Source organism: Streptomyces sp. NPDC002776 (genome assembly GCF_053592195.1).
On sequence record NZ_JBSFVG010000013.1, the window covers coordinates 1 to 16507 of the forward strand.

Annotated in this window: 16 protein-coding genes and 2 pseudogenes; 12 read left to right on the forward strand and 6 right to left on the reverse strand. The window is 73.1% G+C overall.

All coding sequences use genetic code 11. The features are described 5' to 3' along the window. Positions 1–82 precede the first annotated feature (82 nt). A complete protein-coding gene (locus ACWD11_RS24545; RefSeq protein ID WP_389419211.1) occupies positions 83–835 on the reverse strand; it encodes a CDP-alcohol phosphatidyltransferase family protein in 753 nt (250 codons plus the stop codon). Between the two features lie 107 nt (positions 836–942). Here ACWD11_RS24545 and ACWD11_RS24550 point away from each other — a divergent pair, with 107 nt between their 5' ends. The 5 genes and pseudogenes from ACWD11_RS24550 to ACWD11_RS24570 all read left to right on the forward strand — a co-directional run. Next, positions 943–1923 carry a zinc-dependent alcohol dehydrogenase gene (locus tag ACWD11_RS24550; protein ID WP_451285539.1) on the forward strand — a complete coding sequence of 327 codons (981 nt, stop codon included), beginning with the start codon at positions 943–945 and terminating at the stop codon, positions 1921–1923. A gap of 114 nt (positions 1924–2037) precedes the next feature. Beyond that, complete coding sequence (locus ACWD11_RS24555) at positions 2038–2436, forward strand: 6-pyruvoyl trahydropterin synthase family protein (protein WP_389419209.1); 399 nt, start codon at positions 2038–2040, stop codon at positions 2434–2436. Then, on the forward strand, positions 2433–3614 hold the full coding sequence (locus ACWD11_RS24560; protein ID WP_389419208.1) for a glycosyltransferase family 4 protein: 1182 nt from the start codon (positions 2433–2435) through the stop codon (positions 3612–3614). The genes ACWD11_RS24555 and ACWD11_RS24560 overlap by 4 nt, the downstream gene beginning before the upstream one ends. Positions 3615–3691: 77 nt before the next feature. Beyond that, positions 3692–4762, forward strand: a complete 1071-nt coding sequence (locus tag ACWD11_RS24565; protein ID WP_451285770.1) for a class I SAM-dependent methyltransferase — start codon at positions 3692–3694, stop codon at positions 4760–4762. Beyond that, positions 4759–5664 (forward strand): annotated as a pseudogene (locus ACWD11_RS24570) (lysylphosphatidylglycerol synthase transmembrane domain-containing protein); the annotation flags it as partial. The gene ACWD11_RS24565 and the pseudogene ACWD11_RS24570, both read left to right, overlap by 4 nt. A gap of 41 nt (positions 5665–5705) precedes the next feature. On the opposite strand, the gene ACWD11_RS24575 reads toward ACWD11_RS24570, so the two are convergent. Continuing rightward, positions 5706–6524, reverse strand: a complete 819-nt coding sequence (locus ACWD11_RS24575) for a creatininase family protein (RefSeq protein WP_451285541.1) — start codon at positions 6522–6524, stop codon at positions 5706–5708. Positions 6525–6562: 38 nt separating this feature from the next. On the opposite strand from ACWD11_RS24575, the gene ribA reads away from it, so the two are divergent. From ribA to ACWD11_RS24595, 4 genes and pseudogenes are all read left to right on the forward strand, one after another. Then, entirely contained in the window at positions 6563–7222 is a 660-nt protein-coding gene (ribA, locus tag ACWD11_RS24580) for a GTP cyclohydrolase II (protein WP_389419206.1), read from the forward strand. Between the two features lie 72 nt (positions 7223–7294). Next, a pseudogene (locus ACWD11_RS24585) lies at positions 7295–7417 on the forward strand (sarcosine oxidase subunit beta); the annotation flags it as partial. Continuing rightward, the gene (locus ACWD11_RS24590) at positions 7414–8466 is read left to right on the forward strand and encodes a saccharopine dehydrogenase (protein WP_451285543.1); all 1053 of its coding nucleotides are present in this window, start codon (positions 7414–7416) and stop codon (positions 8464–8466) included. The pseudogene ACWD11_RS24585 and the gene ACWD11_RS24590, both read left to right, overlap by 4 nt. After that, positions 8459–9613, forward strand: a complete 1155-nt coding sequence (locus ACWD11_RS24595; protein ID WP_451285545.1) for a saccharopine dehydrogenase family protein — start codon at positions 8459–8461, stop codon at positions 9611–9613. Before ACWD11_RS24590 ends, ACWD11_RS24595 begins: the two co-directional genes overlap by 8 nt. Here ACWD11_RS24595 and ACWD11_RS24600 read toward each other — a convergent pair. Beyond that, a complete protein-coding gene (locus ACWD11_RS24600; protein WP_451285547.1) occupies positions 9603–10835 on the reverse strand; it encodes a serine hydrolase domain-containing protein in 1233 nt (410 codons plus the stop codon). The two genes, ACWD11_RS24595 and ACWD11_RS24600, sit on opposite strands and share 11 nt — an antisense overlap. A gap of 205 nt (positions 10836–11040) precedes the next feature. Between ACWD11_RS24600 and ACWD11_RS24605 the strand changes: the two genes are divergently transcribed. Beyond that, on the forward strand, positions 11041–11481 hold the full coding sequence (locus tag ACWD11_RS24605; protein ID WP_389419202.1) for a PPOX class F420-dependent oxidoreductase: 441 nt from the start codon (positions 11041–11043) through the stop codon (positions 11479–11481). A gap of 6 nt (positions 11482–11487) precedes the next feature. Here the strand turns inward: ACWD11_RS24605 and ACWD11_RS24610 are convergent, their stop codons facing one another. Further along, entirely contained in the window at positions 11488–12663 is a 1176-nt protein-coding gene (locus ACWD11_RS24610) for an MFS transporter (RefSeq protein ID WP_389419201.1), read from the reverse strand. Between the two features lie 162 nt (positions 12664–12825). Between ACWD11_RS24610 and ACWD11_RS24615 the strand changes: the two genes are divergently transcribed. After that, positions 12826–13236, forward strand: a complete 411-nt coding sequence (locus tag ACWD11_RS24615) for a VOC family protein (RefSeq protein ID WP_451285550.1) — start codon at positions 12826–12828, stop codon at positions 13234–13236. 54 nt (positions 13237–13290) lie between these two features. Here the strand turns inward: ACWD11_RS24615 and ACWD11_RS24620 are convergent, their stop codons facing one another. Next, positions 13291–14637 (reverse strand): MFS transporter, encoded by a 1347-nt coding sequence (locus ACWD11_RS24620; RefSeq protein ID WP_389419199.1) that lies wholly within the window; start codon positions 14635–14637, stop codon positions 13291–13293. 179 nt (positions 14638–14816) lie between these two features. Beyond that, entirely contained in the window at positions 14817–15482 is a 666-nt protein-coding gene (locus ACWD11_RS24625) for a TetR/AcrR family transcriptional regulator (protein ID WP_389419198.1), read from the reverse strand. Positions 15483–15609: 127 nt separating this feature from the next. On the opposite strand from ACWD11_RS24625, the gene ACWD11_RS24630 reads away from it, so the two are divergent. After that, positions 15610–16485, forward strand: a complete 876-nt coding sequence (locus ACWD11_RS24630; protein WP_451285553.1) for a shikimate dehydrogenase — start codon at positions 15610–15612, stop codon at positions 16483–16485. Positions 16486–16507 lie beyond the last annotated feature (22 nt).

Consider the following 16507-nt stretch of genomic DNA (forward strand, 5'->3'; position numbering starts at 1 on the left):
TCAACGTCCTGTGGGCTCTGATCCGTGACCGACGGTGTTACGAAGTGACACCCCCAGCGACTACGGCAGCTTGACAACAGCATTAGGAAGCGACCAGTTCCTGGGTCTCGGTCCTCGGCTGGACCCGCGAGGTCCGGCGCAGCCACAGCACGTCCCGTCCGAACGACCACACCAGCGCCGCGAGAGCGGTGGCGACAACGCCGAGTCCGACGAGGTGCGGCAGCAGGCCCGAGGCCGCCAGCAGCAGGAACACGCCCTGGAGCGCGGCCACCGTCTTGCGGGCGGTGCTCGGCGGCAGCGGGGCGTTCAGCCACGGACACAGGCGGGCGGCGGCCACGAAGCCGTAGCGCATGCCGCCGATCAGCAGGACCCACGGGCCATGCGTCATCGAGACATGGACGCTGAGCACCAGGATCAGGAACGCGTCGACCTCCATGTCGAAGCGGGCGCCCAGCGCGGTGGAGGTGCCGGTGCGGCGGGCGACCTTGCCGTCGACGCCGTCGAGGATCAGGGCCACGGCCGTCAGACCGACCAGCAGGGTCAGCGGCGGCGGGCTCTGGAAGGAGTCCGCGACCAGGGCGGTGACCCCGCCGACCAGGATGGAACGGCCGAGGGTGACCCGGTTGGCGGGGCCGAAGGAACGCAGCCGGGAGCGGTGCAGGGCCCGGGAGAGCACCGCCCAGGTGGCGACGGCGAACGCGAGTCCGGTCAGCCAGCCCGCCGGCCCCATGCCGATCGCCGTGCCGAGCAGCGCCAGCACCAGGATCTGCACGCCCGCTCCGAGCGCCGTCTCCTGCTGGACCAGCCTCGCGTCATACGTGTTGTTCAGGGCCACCGAACATCCTCCGGCCGTGTGACAGAGTCGATCGACGCCGCGTACTGTGCGCGGCCTGTGCACACCTCGGTACGTGAACCACTTCCCGATCGTTCAGGAGGATGCGGATGACGCCACCCGCACGCGCGTTCTGGCTCAGCAGTCCGGGTGAAGGCGAGATCCGGGAGGTCACCCTTCCGGTCCCGGCCGACGGGGAGGTGATGGTCCGCGCCCTGTACTCCGGGGTGAGCCGCGGCACCGAGACCCTGGTCTTCCGCGGCGGCGTCCCCGAGAGCCAGCACGCGACGATGCGGGCGCCGTTCCAGGAGGGCGACTTCCCGGCGCCGGTGAAGTACGGCTACCTCAGCGTCGGGGAGGTCGAGCAGGGCCCCGCGGACCTCGTCGGCAGCACCGTCTTCTGCCTCTACCCGCACCAGACGCGGTACGTCGTCCCGGTCGGCGCCGTCACGCGGGTGCCCGCCGGCGTCCCCGCCGAACGGGCCGTCCTCGCCGGCACCGTGGAGACCGCCGTCAACGCGCTCTGGGACGCGGCGCCCCTGATCGGCGACCGGATCGCGGTGGTCGGCGGCGGCATGGTCGGCTGCTCGGTGGCCGCGCTGCTGGCCCGTTTCCCGGGCGTACGGGTGCAGTTGGTGGACGCCGATCCGGCGCGGGCGAAGACCGCCGAGGCGCTCGGCGTGGAGTTCGCGCTGCCGCGGGACGCGCGCGGGGAGTGCGACCTCGTCGTGCACGCCAGCGCCACCGAGCAGGGCCTCACCCGCTCGCTCGAACTGCTGTCCGCCGAGGGTACGGTCGTCGAACTGAGCTGGTACGGCGACCGGCCCGTCACCCTGCCGCTCGGCGAGGCCTTCCACTCCCGCCGGCTCGTCATCCGCAGCAGCCAGGTCGGCACCGTCTCTCCGGCCCGCCCCGGCCGTACCTACGCCGACCGGCTCGCCCTCGCCCTCGAACTCCTCGCCGACCCGGCGCTCGACGCCCTCGTCACGGGGGAGAGCGCGTTCGAGGAGTTGCCTCAGGTGCTGCCGAGGCTCGCGTCCGGGGAGATTCCGGCGCTGTGTCACCGCGTGCGGTACGGGACGAGCGCCTGACCTGAGAAAAGAGTGAGAGTCGGCTGAACAACGGGAAGCGAAGAGCCGTACTACTCCACATCCCCGGCAACGATCAGCCGGGGGTCAGACGCGCCGCACCTGGAGGGTCGTCCGTTGTTCAGCATCACCGTCCGCGATCACATCATGATCGCCCACAGCTTCCGCGGCGAGGTCTTCGGACCCGCGCAGCGCCTCCACGGAGCGACATTCCTGGTGGACGCCACCTTCCGGCGCGCCCAGCTGGACGAGGACAACATCGTCGTCGACATCGGGCTCGCCACCCAGGAACTGGGCGCCGTCGTCGCCGAGTTGAACTACCGCAACCTCGACAACGAACCCGACTTCGCCGGGATCAACACCTCCACGGAGTTCCTGGCCAAGGTCATCGCCGACCGGCTCGCCGAGCGGGTGCACAAGGGGGCGCTCGGCGAGGGCGCCAAGGGCCTGACCGGCATCACCGTCACGCTGCACGAATCGCATGTCGCGTGGGCGAGTTACGAGCGTGCCCTGTGACCGACCTGACGGTGGACCGGGCCCGGCTCGCCTACGTGCCCGTGCAGCATCCCGCCCTGAAGAACGCCGAGATCGTCCCCATGTCCCTGCGCTCCGTGCACTTCGTCCTGCCGGGCGGCGTCGACGACCCGGCCGCGCCGAGCGGCGGCAACGCCTACGACCGCCGGGTGAGTCTGGACCTGCCCGGCTTCGGCTGGCAGGTCCACCAGCACGCCGTGCCGGGCGAGTGGCCCCGGCCCGGCGCGGCGGCGCGGGCGGAACTCGCGCGGACACTCGGGGAGTTGCCGGACGGCACGGTGGTGCTGCTCGACGGGCTCGTCGCGTGCGGGGTGCCCGAGGTCGTCGTACCGGAGGCGGAGCGGCTGCGGATCGCGGTGCTGGTGCACCTTCCGCTGGGCGACGAGACGGGTCTGCCGGCCGAGGTCGCCGCCGAGCTGGACGCCCGCGAGCGTACGGTGCTGCGGGCGGTCCCGGCCGTGATCGCCACCTCCGACTGGGCGGTCCGGCGCCTGGTCTCCCACCATGGACTCGCCCCCGACCGGGTCCATGTCGCCGCCCCCGGCGCCGACATCGCCCCCCTGGCCTCCGGCACCGACGGCGTCTCCCGGCTGCTGTGCGTGGCCGCCGTGACGCCCCGCAAGGGACAGCACCGGCTGGTCGAGGCGCTGGCGGCGGTGACCGACCTGCCGTGGAGCTGCGTCTGCGTGGGCGGCCTCGGCCAGGACCCCGAGTACGTGGCGGGACTGCGGGCCCTGATCCGTGAGCACGGCCTTCAGGACCGGCTGGTGCTGGCGGGACCGCAGGCCGGCGCCGAACTCGACGCCAGCTACGCCGCCGCCGACCTGATGGTCCTCACCTCCTACGCCGAGACGTACGGCATGGCGGTGACCGAGGCGCTCGCGCGCGGCATCCCGGTACTGGCGACGGACGTCGGCGGGCTGCCCGAGGCGGTCGGCCGCGCCCCCGACGGCGGGGTGCCCGGCATCCTCGTCCCGCCCGAGGACCCCGCCGCCCTCGCCGCCGAACTGCGCGGCTGGTTCGGCGAGGCGGACGTACGACGACGCCTGAAGGCGGCCGCCCGGGGCCGCCGGGCCGCCCTCGACGGCTGGGCGACCACGGCCCGCAGCCTGGCCGCGGTACTGGGCCGGCTGCCGAACGAACCCAGGAGGGCGGCATGAGGGAAACGGCACCGACACAACGGCTGGGGCTCGGCACCGGCACGGCCGCGGACCGGGAAGACCCGGCCGACCCGCACATGACCTCTGCGGACGGCGGCCGCACCGCGGACCCCGTGGGGCCTGCGGAGGCGCCGCCGTCACCGGACGAGACGGAGTGGCTCGCGGTGCGGCCCGGGACGAGGGACGCGGCGGGCGAGGACCTGGTGATCCCCGGGGCGGGCCCCGGCGAACGTCCCACGCTCAAGCTGCGGGACTCCGGCCCGGAGGAACCCTCGCGCTACGCCCCCGAGTGGCTGGAACTGCGCGAAGGGCCCGACGGGGCCGCGCGGGCGGCCGAGCTGCTCGATCCGCTGCGGATCCGGCTCGCCGAACCGCCGGGCGGGGCCGACGGACTGGTCATCCACGACCTGGGCTGCGGCACCGGCTCGATGGGCCGCTGGCTCGCGCCCCGCCTCGCCGGCGCCCAGCACTGGATCCTGCACGACCGCGACCCCTACCTGCTGCACTTCGCCGCCGCCGCCTCCCCGCGCGCCGCCGTCGACGGCAGCCGGGTCACCGTCGAGACCCGCCGCGGCGACGTCGCCCGGCTCACTCCGGACAGCCTCGCCGGTGCCTCGCTGGTCACGGCGTCCGCGCTGCTCGACGTCCTCACCCGGGAGGAGGTCGAGGCCCTCGTCGCCGCCTGCACCGACGCCGGCTGCCCGGCGCTGCTGACCCTGTCGGTCGCGGGACGCGTGGAACTCAGCCCCGCCGACCCGCTCGACGGCGAGATCGCCGAGGCGTTCAACGCCCACCAGAAGCGCAACGACCTGCTCGGCCCGGACGCGATCACGGTGGCCTGCGAGGCGTTCTCCGCACGCGGCGCCACGGTCCGCGTCCATGCGAGCCCCTGGCGGCTCGGTCCCGGCGAGTCCGCGCTCACCGCGCAGTGGCTGCGCGGCTGGGTCGGCGCGGCCGTGGAACAGCGACCGGACCTGCGCGGACCGGCCGAACGCTACCTCCGCGAGCGGCTGGCGGCGTGTGCGGCGGGCGAGTTGCGGGTCGTGGTCCACCACAGCGACCTGCTGGCACTGCCCCGCACCGCGGACGGGGTCCACCACAGCGACCTGCCGGCACTGCCCCGCACGGCGGACGGGGCGACGGCATGAGCGCGGAGGCGGTGGGGGCGCTCGCCGTGCAGGTGCGCGCGGCGCCGAGGCCCACGTCCCTGTCGGTCCCGGTGGCCGCCATCGCCCCGCCCGCCGAGGCCCCCCGCTCGCGGCCGAGGAGCGGCACCCTGCGAGCCCACCTCGGCACGGCCGCGGGCCTCACCATCCTCGCCGTCCTCCTGTGGCGCCTGGGCACCGGAGCCTTCCTGGACGGGCTGCGCCGCATCGACGCGCCGGCCGTGCTCGCGGCCGTCGGCGTCGGGGCCGTGACCACCGTGTTCAGCGCCTGGCGCTGGCAGTTGGTGGCCCGCGGACTGCGGATCCGGCTGCCGCTCGGCGCTGCCGTCGCCGACTACTACCGCGCGCTGTTCCTGAACGCCGCCCTCCCCGGCGGTGTCCTGGGCGATGTGCACCGCGCGGTCCGGCACGGGCGCAGCGCCGGGGACCTCGGCCGGGGCGTCCGCTCGGTCGTGCTCGAACGGGCCGCCGGACAGCTCGCGTTGCTCCTGGTCGGAGCCGTCGTCCTGCTGACCCTGCCGTCCCCCGTGCACGACCGGGCCCGCCAGCTCGCGCCGCTGCTCGCGCTCGCCGCCCTCGGCGCGCTGGCGGTGCTCCTCGCCCTGCGGCTGAGCCGGCCGCCCTCCCGGCGCCGCCGCGTCCTGCGCGAGGGCCTCGAAGGACTGCTGTCGCTCCGCAAATGGCCCGGGATCGCGGTGTCGTCGGCCGTCGTCCTGGCCGGACACCTCGCCACGTTCATCCTCGCGGCCCGCGTCGCGGGCGCCACCGCCTCCGTCGCCGTCCTCCTGCCGCTGGGCGTGCTGGCCCTGCTGGCGATGAGCCTGCCGCTGAACGTCGGCGGCTGGGGACCCCGGGAAGGCGTCACCGCCTGGGCGTTCGGCGCCGCCGGGCTCGGCGCGGGCAGCGGACTCGCGGTCGCCGTGGTCTACGGCGTGCTGTGTCTGGCCGCGAGCCTGCCCGGTGCGCTGGTTCTGGTCGCGCGGCGCCGGTCCCCCTGCTCCGCGCCCAGCACGGAGAAATACGCGGCGAAGGAATCGGAAAGGCTCGCCAGCAGTTCCTTGCCCTTTTCCGTCGAACCCAGCGAAGGGCGGCCGATGACACCCGAATCGGTATAGGCGGACATACCGAGGGAGAGCAGATGGCGCCGGTCGTCCGCGACGAAATCGGAGGTCTCGTATCCGGGCCGCAGCATTTCCGGATGCGTATGCAGAAGGATGGAGGTCTCTATTTCCCCCGCGTGCATGTCGGTCAGCAGCGAGGTGGCGACCCCGGCCCGTTCCCGCGCCGATTCCCAGTCCTCCGCGGCCGGGAACAGCGCGATGCGCTCACCGCGCGCGGAGGATTCCTGAACGACGTTGCCCAGTACGTAGTTCCCGCCGTGTCCGTTGACCACCACCAGGGCCTCCACGCCCGAGCGGCGCAGCGATTCCGCTATGTCCCGGACGACCGCGTGAAGGGTCACCGAGGAGATGCTGACGGTCCCCGGCCACGCCGCGTGCTCGTGCGAGCAGGAGATCGTCACCGGAGGGAGGAGGTGCACCGGGTACGCGGCGGCGATCTCCCGTGCGACGGCGCAGGCGACGAGCGTGTCCGTGGCGAGCGGCAGGAAGGGGCCGTGCTGTTCGAAGCTCCCGACGGGAAGGACGGCCACCTGCCGTGCGACGCCCGCCCCGCGCGCCCGTACGTCCTCCGTGGTGTCCGCCGGCACCAGACCGTGTGCCGACCGTATTTCCGAACCACTCATCTTTTCACGGCCCTTCGTCTCTGCTGAGGAACCAGATCATGACAGAAAAAGTTGGCGTACTCGGAAAGAAGTCGCAGCAGCGCACCGGTGTGGAACGCGTGGTGAATGCGCCGTTGCCCACGGTGTACGGCCAATTCACCGCGGTCGGCTACCTGGACCACGATCGCGGTGACGAGCAAGTGGCCCTGGTCCACGGCGACATCGGCACCGAGGACGTGCTCACCCGGCTGCATTCGGAGTGCCTGACCGGGGACGCGTTCGGCTCCCAGCACTGCGAATGCGGCGACCAGCTGGCCTCGGCGCTGCGCGCGGTCGCCGCCGAAGGCCGGGGCGTGGTCGTCTACCTGAGAGGGCACGAGGGCCGGGGCATCGGACTGCTCGCCAAGCTGCGGGCGATGGCCCTCCAGGCGGAGGGCCTGGACACCGTGGAGGCGAACCTCGCCCTCGGACTGCCGGTCGACTCCCGCGACTACGGCGTCGCCGCCCGGATCCTGGACGACCTCGGGGTGCGCAGCGTGCGCCTAATGTCCAACAACCCCCGCAAGCGGGAGGCGTTGCTGGAGCACGGCATCACCGTCGCCGAGCAGGTGCCGCTGCTCATCGCACCGTGCGAGAGCAACATCACCTACCTGCGCACCAAGCGGGAGCGCCTGGACCACCACCTGCCCCATCTGGACGCGGTGGCGCACTGGTCCTGATACGCACGAGGGCCGCCGGAGAGGAAAAGGATGTGACCGACGACCTCCTCTTCCTCTCCGGCGACCGGGTGACCCGCCGTGGGTGAGGTCATGCGCGACCTGCCCCTCGGCCGCGTACCCTTCGTGGACGTCAGCCCCTTGAGCGCCGACCGGTTCGCGGCCGACGCCCTGCGCCCGGAGGCCCACCGCGTATGACCGAACTCCATCTGTGGCTGCGACACGAGATCCGCTCCACCGAGCGGCGCACGCCGATCGTGCCGGCCGACGCGCGACGACTCGTCGAGAGCGGCATGACGGTGACCGTCGAGGAGTCCGTGCAGCGGATCTTCCCGGTCGAGGAGTACGAGCGGGCCGGCTGCCGGATCGCACCGGCGGGCTCCTGGGAATCGGCGCCGGAGGACGCCGTCGTCCTGGGACTGAAGGAACTCCCGGACGGACCAGAGCTGTTGATCCATCGGCATGTCTTCTTCGGGCACGCCTACAAGCGGCAGCCCGGCGCCGCCGCGCTGCTTCGCCGGTTCACCGCCGGGGGAGGGGCGCTGTACGACGTCGAATACCTGGTGGACGACGACGGGCGGCGGCTCGCCGCCTTCGGGTTCTGGGCCGGATACCTCGGCGCCGCCCTGGCCGTGCTCCAGCACCGGGGGCGGCTCGCGGTGCCACTGGTGCCGACCGCCAAGGAGGAGCTGGACGCCCTGCTGCGGGAAGGCGAGGAGTTCACCGCGCTGGTCATCGGCGCCCTGGGCCGCAGCGGCCGGGGTGCCTGCGAGGCCTTCCGGGCGGCCGGGGCCGAGCCGACCCGCTGGGACCTGGCCGAGACCCGCGCACTGGACCGGCCCGCCCTGCTCGCCCACGACGTCATGGTCAACGCCGTCCTCGCCGCCAGCCCCGTCCCGCCCTTCCTGCGGGACGCGGACCTTGACGACCCCGCCCGCCGGCTGCGCACCCTCTGCGATGTCACCTGCGACGTCGGCTCCCCCCTGAACGTCCTGCCGGTCTACGACCGCACCACCGACTGGACGGCCCCCGCCCGCCGGCTGCGCGAGCGGCCGCCCCTGGACCTGATCGCCATCGACAACCTGCCGTCCCTGCTGCCGAGGGAGTCCAGCACCGACTTCTCGGCGGCGCTGCTGCCCCAGCTGCTGCAGTTCGGGACGGGCGCGGCGTGGGTGCGCGGTCTGGGCCGGTTCCACCAGGCCTGCCGGGAAGCCGGAGTCGGGGAAGGGGAGGCCCGCCATGTCTGACCTGGTTCCCGCGAGCGGCACGGTCCACTGGGTCGGCGCAGGACTGTCCACCGGCAGCGGTCTCGCCCGGCTGTGCGAGACGGCCGAGCGGGTACGGCTGTGGCACCGCACCGAGGATCGCGCCGCCGACGCCCTGTCCCGGCGCGGCCTGACCGGACGCGCCGAGCCGCGCGCGTACACGCTCGCCGCGCTGACGGCCGGACTCGCGCCCGGCGACGTCGTCGTGTCGATGCTGCCCGCGCCCGAGCACGCCGGACTGCTGGCCGCCTGCGTGGCCCGGCGGGCCCACTTCGCGTGCTCCAGCTATGTGTCGGACGCCGTGCTGGCGCAGGTACCGGCGGCCACGGCGGCCGGTCTGGTCGTCCTCACCGAGGCGGGCCTCGACCCGGGCATCGACCATCTGTTCGCCCACTGCCTGGTCGCCCGCGCCCGGGAGGCGATCGGCGACGGTACGGCCGCCACGTACAGCCTGACCTCGTACTGCGGCGGAGTTCCCGCGGAGCCGAACGACTTCAGGTACCGCTTCAGCTGGGCGCCCTCGGGCGTCCTCAACGCCCTGCGCTCGCCCGCCCGTTACGTCGAGGACGGCGTCGAGACCACCGGGGAGCGGCCCTGGGAGGCGACCCGGCGGCACCTGGTCGAGGGGGAGGTGTTCGAGGTCTACCCCAACCGCGACAGCGTCCCCTTCATGGCCCAGTACGCGCTGCCGGAGCAGTGGAAGCCGCGCACCTTCGTCCGCGGCACCCTGCGGCTGGAGGGCTGGCTGCGCGCCTGGGAGCCCGTCTTCGCGGAGCTGAGGCGCGGCGACGACGAGCGCATCGCCGCCCTCGCCCGGGAGCTGGCCGACCGCCACCCCACCACGGACGCCGACCGGGACCGGGTCGTCCTCGCCGTCTCCCTCGACGTGCGCGGTGCGAACGCGCGGACCTGGAGCGGCAGTTTTCTGCTCGACCTGGTCGGTGACGAGGAGGAGAGCGCGATGGCCCGCTGTGTCTCGCGGCCCCTCGCGCTCGGCGTCCGCCACATCCTGGACGGCTCCCTGCCGCCGGGTCTGAGCCGGGCCGCCGAGACACCGGCCCGGTCGGACCGGTGGCTGCGTGAACTGGCCCTGGAGGGGCTGGGGTTCACCCTGGCGGTCAGTCGGTGACGGCCTCGCGCACCAGCCGTTTGAGGTCCTGGAACATGGTGTGGGACGTCTTCGGCCGTACCTGGGTCATGAACTGCACGGTGAGATCGCGGGTCGGGTCGACCCAGAACGTCGTGGTCGCGACACCGCTCCAGCCGTAGGTGCCGAGCCCGGCCGGGTCCCGGGTGCGGGACGGGTCGATGACGACGGAGACGCCGAGGCCGAAGCCGACGCCGTCGTTGCCGGGCTCGTCGTGGGCGGGCCGGCTGCCGAAGGAGCGCAGGTCGGCGCCGTCGGGGAGGTGGTTGGAGGTCATCAGGTCGACCGTCCGAGGGGCGAGCAGGCGGACGCCGTCGAGTTCGCCGCGGCGGCGCAGCAGCTCCATGAACCGGTGGATGTCATGGGCGGAGGCGGCCAGGCCACCGCTGCCGGACAGGAACCGGGGGCGGCCGTGCCGCAGCGGAAGCCCGGGGATCGGAGTGATCCGGCCGTCGCCGGTCTCGCCGTACAACTCGGCGAGCCGGTCCCCTTGCGCGTCGGTCACCTGGAATCCGGCGTCGGTCATGCCGAGCGGGCCGAAGACGCGCTCGGCGAGGAACTCGTCCAGCGGCCGGCCGGAGACGACCTCGATGACCCGGCCGAGGACGTTGCTGGCGACCGAGTAGTTCCACTGCGTGCCCGGGTCGAACTGGAGCGGCAGGCTCGCGTACACGTCGACCGTCCCGGCCAGGTCCGAGCCCGGCAGCACCGCCGACTCCAGGTGGGCCTCGCGGTACAGGGCGTCCACCGGGTGGCAGTGGTAGAAGGCGAAGGTCAGGCCCGCGGTGTGGGTCATCAGATGGCGGATCAGCAGCGGACCGGCGGCCGGGCGGGTGCGGACATCCGGGCCGGAGCCCTCGACGTACACCCGCGGCTCGGCGAAGGCGGGCAGGTGGCGGCCCACCGGGTCGTCGAGCCCCAGCTTCCCCTCCTCCACCAGCAGCAACGCCGCCACCGCGGTGACCGGCTTGGTCATGGAGTAGATCCGCCACAGGGTGTCCGGCTCCACCGGCCGTCCGGCGGCCACGTCCCGCAGGCCGTGCGTGGTCAGGTGGGCGACGCGTCCACCCCGGGAGACGGCGACCAGGAAGCCGGGCAGCCGTCCTTCGTCGACGTAATGGGCGAAGTGCTGGTCGAGGCGGTCCAGTGCCTTCGGATCCAGACCGGCCTCGGCCGGTTCGACCTCTTGTCGCAGCAGTGCCATCGCTCTCCTCACGAATGCGGGCGCCGAGTGCTCCGGCATACCCAGCCGCGGCGGCCCGCGATCTTATCGTCGCGCAGGAACAGGTGTGCGGTCCTGTGGATCGCTGTGCTCGTCATCGGCCGAGGTGAAACGTCCGCGCGTGAGCGGCGGGCGGCCCGGCGCGGCGCGCGGGAATGTCCGGCACGGCCCGCCCGGTTACCGGGACATGACTCAGGACCGGACCGAAGAGGCCTTGCTGCCCTTGCTCTCCGAGGGACACGGCGGCGTGCTGGTGACCCTCAAGCGCGACGGCCGCCCCCAGCTGTCGAACGTCACCCACGCCTACGACCCGGACGAGCGGATCATCCGGGTCTCGATCACGGACGATCGCGCCAAGACCCGTAACCTGCGCCGGGATCCACGGGCGTCGTACCACGTGACCAGCGCCGACCGCTGGGCGTACACCGTCGCCGAGGGCACCGCCGACCTCACGCCCGTCGCCGGCGACCCGCACGACGGCACGGTCGAGGAACTCGTCCGGCTGTACCGGGACGTCCAGGGCGAACACCCCGACTGGGACGACTTCCGCGCCGCGATGGTCCGGGACCGCCGGCTCGTGCTGCGGCTGAGGGTGGAGCGGGTGTACGGAGTCCCGAAGCGCGGCTGAGCCGCCCTACCCGGTGAACCCGTGCTCGCGGGCACGCCACACCACCGCGAGCACGGGCACCAGCAGCGCCAGCACACTCCACGGGAACGCGGCCGCTCCGAACAGGCCGAGCAGCACCCCGCCGACCACCCCGCCCCCGGCCATCGCCGCGTTCCACAGGGTGACCAGCATCGCCTGCGCGGCGTCCGCCTGCTCGCCGCCGGCGTCGGCCACGGCGGTCTGCAGCAGCGTGGGCGCTCCGCCCCAGCCCAGGCCCCACAGCGCCGCGGCGGCGTAGACCAGCGGCGGCTGCTCCGCGAACCCCGCCAGCACCGCGGCGGCCACCCCGACCAGCACCACGCTCCCCAGGGTCAGTGCGCGCAGCCGCCGGTCGATGCGGGCGCCGACGATCCAGATGCTCAGCAGCGAGGTGCCGCCGAACACCAGCAGCACCAGGTCGGTCGAGCCGCCCATGCCGTACCGGTCCAGGAAGGTGGCGATGTAGGCGTACAGGACGGTGTGCGCGAGCACGAACACCAAGGTGACGAAGAGGACGGGGGCGACTCCGGGGAGGGCGAGCGCCGTGCGCACGGGGGCCCGGGTGCCGCTCTTCAGCCCGGGCCGGTCCGGGACCAGCAGGGCGATCCAGCCGAGCAGCGCGACGGTCACCGCGGTCATCAGCGCGAACGCCGTACGCCACCCCAAGACGTCGCCGAGATACGTGCCAGCAGGCACCCCGGCCGCCAGCGCCAGTGGGACGCCCGCCATGACGACGGCGACCGCCCTGCCCTGCACGGCGGACGGCACCAGCCGCCGGGCGTAACCGGCCAGCAACGCCCAGGCCAGGCCCGCCGCCACGCCCGCGACGAAACGGGCCGCCATGGTCAGCGGGTAGTTCCCCGACACGGCCGTGACGGTGTTGGCCAGCGCGAACCCCGCCATCGCCGCCAGGAGCAGCCGCTTGCGCCGCCAGTGCGCGGTGGCCGCGGACAGCGGGATCGCGGTCAGGGCGGTGCCGATGGCGTAGACGGTCACGGCCTGTCCCGCCGCGGACTCGCTCACCTTGAGATCCGAGCTCATCGCGGGCAGCAGACCCGCCGGAAGCGTCTCGGTGAGGCTGGTGACGAAGACGGCGGTGGCCAGGGCGAGCAGGGCGGGGAGGGGAAGGGCGGCGGGCGGGCGCAGTTCCTGAGTGGTGGTCATGGCGGGAGGATCGGGCCTGACACCGGTGTCAGGTTCAAGGGCGGCCGGGGCGCTTCCCGGCAGGGACCTAGGCCCCTGGGCGCAGGGCGGACGGCCGATGGTCCGTCGGGACCGGGCTGCCTAGGCTGCCGGAGGGATCAGGCAGCCAGGAGAAGAGGACCCATGCCCGTCGACGGCCGCAGTCACATCCGTATCGCCCGCCCCTCCCGGGACCTGGCCGCCGCCGAGCGGTTCTGGGGCGCGGGGCTGGGGCTCGGCGTCGTCTGGCGGGCGGAGGGCGGGTCCGGACCCGGCGAGCACGATCTGCTGATGCTGGGCCGGCCCGACGCCGACTGGCATCTCGAACTCGTCCATGAGCCCGCCCGCCCCGTCGAGCCCCGGCCCACCGAGGAGGACCTGCTGGTGATCTACGTCGACGGACCGGTGCCGGAGGATCTCGTCGCGCGCCTGGAGGAGTGCGGCGGCAAGCGGGTCGCGTCGCCGAACCCGTACTGGAACCAGTGGGGTGTCACGGTCGAGGACCCCGACGGTTACCGGCTCGTCCTCTGCGAGCGGGGCTGGTCGAACGCCTGAGTCCCGAACCCCGGGGCCGCGCGGGCGACCGGGGTCCGGGGCACCTGGGTGGGCTCAGGCGGTCACGGTCTCCCGCTCGGCCGCCTTCTCGGGCGCCCGCTCGCCGAGCCGCTCCGTGGGGACCTTGTGGGTCTCGCGCGCGGAGAGCGCGGCGATGACCGGCGGGAGGCACAGGGCCGCCGTGAAGAGGCCGACCGCCGACCAGTCGTCGCCGTCCGGGCCCGCGATCTGCGCGGCGAAGGTCACCGCGAACCCGGCGACCGCGAAGCCGATCTGGGTGCCGATCGCCATGCCGGACAGCCGGACCCGGGTCGTGAACATCTCGCCGTAGAAGGACGGCCAGACACCGTTCGCGGCGCTGTAGACGACACCGAAGGTGACGATGCCGAGGAGCAGGGTCAGCGGGTAGTTGCCCGTCGAGATCGACCACAGGTAGAGGAACATCATCACCGCGCTGCCGGCCGCGCCGATCAGGAACACCGGGCGGCGGCCGATGCGGTCCGAGAGCGTGGCCCACAGCGGGATCGCGGCCAGCGCGACCAGGTTCGCCAGCGCGCCCACCCACAGCATCGAGGAGCGGCTCATCCCGACGGAGTCGCTCGTCGCGTACGCCAGCGCCCACACCGTGAAGATCGTGCTCACCGAGGCGACCAGCGCGCAGGCCACCACCCGCAGCACATCCGCCCAGTGCTCGCGCACCAGCACCACCAGCGGCAGCTTGACCACGCCTTCCGTCGCCGCCTGCTGCGCGAAGGCCGGGGTCTCGTCCAGCTTGCGGCGGATGACATAGCCGACCACGGCGACCGCGATGCTCATCCAGAACGGCACCCGCCAGCCCCACGACAGCAGTTGGTCCTCGGGGAGCGCGGCGATCGGTATGAAGACGAGGGTGGCGAGCAGCTGGCCGCCCTGGGTGCCGCTGAGGGTGAAGCTGGTGAAGAAGCCGCGCCGGTTCGGTGGCGCGTGTTCCAGGGTCATCGAGTTCGCGCTGGCCTGCTCGCCGGCCGCGGAGATGCCCTGGAGGACCCGGCAGAGCACCAGCAGCACCGGGGCGAGCGTGCCGACCTGGTCCCGGGTGGGCAGACAGCCGATCAGGAACGTCGACACACCCATCAGGATCAGCGTGAAGACCATGATCTTCTTACGGCCGAGGCGGTCGCCGTAGTGGCCGAGGAAGAGCGCGCCGACCGGGCGGGCGGCGTACGCCACACCGAAGGTGGCCAGCGACAGCAGGGTCGCGGTGGCCGGGTCGGACTCGTCGAAGAAGACCTCGGGGAAGATCAGTGCGGCCGCGCTGCCGTAGATGAAGAAGTCGTAGTACTCCAGCGCGCTGCCGATCCATGCGGCGGTCGCGGCTTTCTTCGGCTGCCCGGGCGGGGCGGCGGGGGTGGGGACGGACACAGCGGCTCCTTTGAGGGAACTCCAACGTAAGGGGAGTGAGCGGCGGGGAGAGGGGGCCGGATCTTCGGCTAATTAACCCACTGGATAGTTAGTCCCGGTGGGAAGGGATGTTGCGCCCGCGTTTCCCGCGTGTCAAGGGGTCCTGCCGTACGAACTCGCGCCGCGTCCGGTTCCCCGGGTCAGTCCGCTGCGCGCTCCGCCGTGAGGTAGGCGATCACCATGTCGCCGAGCATGGTCCGGTAGTGCTCGCGCTGGGCGGGGTCGACGAGGTCCCGGCCGAACAGGGCGCCGAAGGTGTGCCGGTTGGCGACCCGGAAGAAGCAGAAGGAGCTGATCATCGCGTGCAGGTCCACCGCGTCGACGTCGGCCGTGAACAGGCCGGACTCCTGGCCCGCCGCCAGGATGCGGCGGATCACGTCCAGCGCCGGCGAGCCGATCCGGCCCAGCTTCTCGGAGCCGGCGATGTGCTCGGCGCCGTGGATGTTCTCGATGCTGACCAGGCGGATGAAGTCCGGGTGCGCCTCGTGGTGGTCGAAGGTCACCTCCGCCAGCCGCCGGATGGCCGCCACGGGGTCCAGATGCTCGACGTCGAGCTGCTGCTCGGCCTCCCGGATCACGCCGTACGCCCGCTCCAGCACGGCCGTGAACAGCTGTTCCTTGCCGCCGAAGTAGTAGTAGATCATCCGCTTCGTGGTCCGGGTGCGGGCGGCGATCTCGTCCACCCGGGCGCCGTCGTAACCGGCGCGCGCGAACTCCTGGGTCGCCACGTCGAGGATCTCGGCCTGGGTGCGGGCGGCGTCACGGATGCGTCCGCCGCGCCGTGCCTCTTCGTCGACGCTGGTCATCGGGTTCCTTCGGGCGAGGGACAGGTGTCGCGATTGTAAGAGCTGGGCCCGGACCACTTCCTCCGACCGTGGGAGGAGTGCTATGACTAACGTACTAGTTCGTACATTAATTGCCTGGAGGTCCGCGGTGCCCAAGGACTCGTATCTCGTCGGACTGATCGGTTCCGGTATCGGACCCTCCCTCAGCCCCGCCCTCCATGAGCGCGAGGCCGACCGGCAGGGCCTGCGGTATCTGTACCGGCTGATCGACCTCGACGTCCTCGGCGCCCCGCCGGAGCGGGTCGGCGACCTGGTGCGGGCCGCCCGCGAGCTCGGCTTCGACGGGCTCAACATCACCCACCCGTGCAAGCAGCTCGTCATCGAGCATCTCGACGCGCTGTCCCCGCAGGCCCAGGCGCTCGGCGCGGTCAACACCGTCGTCTTCGACGGCGGCCGGGCCGTCGGCCACAACACCGACGTCACCGGCTTCGCCGCGTCCTTCGCGCGCGGCCTGCCCGACGCCCCGCTGGAGCGGGTGGTCCAGCTCGGCGCGGGCGGTGCGGGGGCGGCCGTGGCGCACGCCACCCTCACGCTCGGCGCCGAGCGCGTCACCGTCGTCGACGCGCTGCCCGAGCGGGCGGCCGGCCTCGCCGCCTCCCTGAACCGGCACTTCGGCGAGGGACGCGCCGTCCCCGCGGCGCCCGACCGGCTCGCCGGGCTCCTGAGCGCGGCCGACGGCATCGTGCACGCCACGCCCACCGGCATGGCCGCCCACCCCGGGCTGCCCTTCCCCGCCGAGCTGCTGCACCCCGGGCTGTGGGTCGCCGAAGTGGTCTACCGGCCGCTGGAGACCGAGCTGCTGCGCTCCGCCCGGGCGCGGGGCTGCGCCACCCTCGACGGCGGCGGCATGGCCGTCTTCCAGGCCGTGGACGCGTTCCGCCTGTTCACCGGGCGGGAACCCGACAGCGCCCGCATGCTCCAGGAGTTCGCCGAGTTGACCGACGTCATGGCCGCACCCAAGTAGGCCGTTCCCCAACTCCCGCGGC

Coding starts and splice junctions, on each gene's coding strand:
- ACWD11_RS24550 (WP_451285539.1), top strand. CDS start 943: ATGACGCCACCCGCACGCGCGTTCTGGCTCAGCAGTCCGGGTGAAGGC.
- ACWD11_RS24565 (WP_451285770.1), top strand. CDS start 3,692: ATGACCTCTGCGGACGGCGGCCGCACCGCGGACCCCGTGGGGCCTGCG.
- ACWD11_RS24575 (WP_451285541.1), bottom strand. CDS start 6,524: ATGAGTGGTTCGGAAATACGGTCGGCACACGGTCTGGTGCCGGCGGAC.
- ribA (WP_389419206.1), top strand. CDS start 6,563: ATGACAGAAAAAGTTGGCGTACTCGGAAAGAAGTCGCAGCAGCGCACC.
- ACWD11_RS24590 (WP_451285543.1), top strand. CDS start 7,414: ATGACCGAACTCCATCTGTGGCTGCGACACGAGATCCGCTCCACCGAG.
- ACWD11_RS24595 (WP_451285545.1), top strand. CDS start 8,459: ATGTCTGACCTGGTTCCCGCGAGCGGCACGGTCCACTGGGTCGGCGCA.
- ACWD11_RS24600 (WP_451285547.1), bottom strand. CDS start 10,835: ATGGCACTGCTGCGACAAGAGGTCGAACCGGCCGAGGCCGGTCTGGAT.
- ACWD11_RS24605 (WP_389419202.1), top strand. CDS start 11,041: ATGACTCAGGACCGGACCGAAGAGGCCTTGCTGCCCTTGCTCTCCGAG.
- ACWD11_RS24610 (WP_389419201.1), bottom strand. CDS start 12,663: ATGACCACCACTCAGGAACTGCGCCCGCCCGCCGCCCTTCCCCTCCCC.
- ACWD11_RS24615 (WP_451285550.1), top strand. CDS start 12,826: ATGCCCGTCGACGGCCGCAGTCACATCCGTATCGCCCGCCCCTCCCGG.
- ACWD11_RS24625 (WP_389419198.1), bottom strand. CDS start 15,482: ATGACCAGCGTCGACGAAGAGGCACGGCGCGGCGGACGCATCCGTGAC.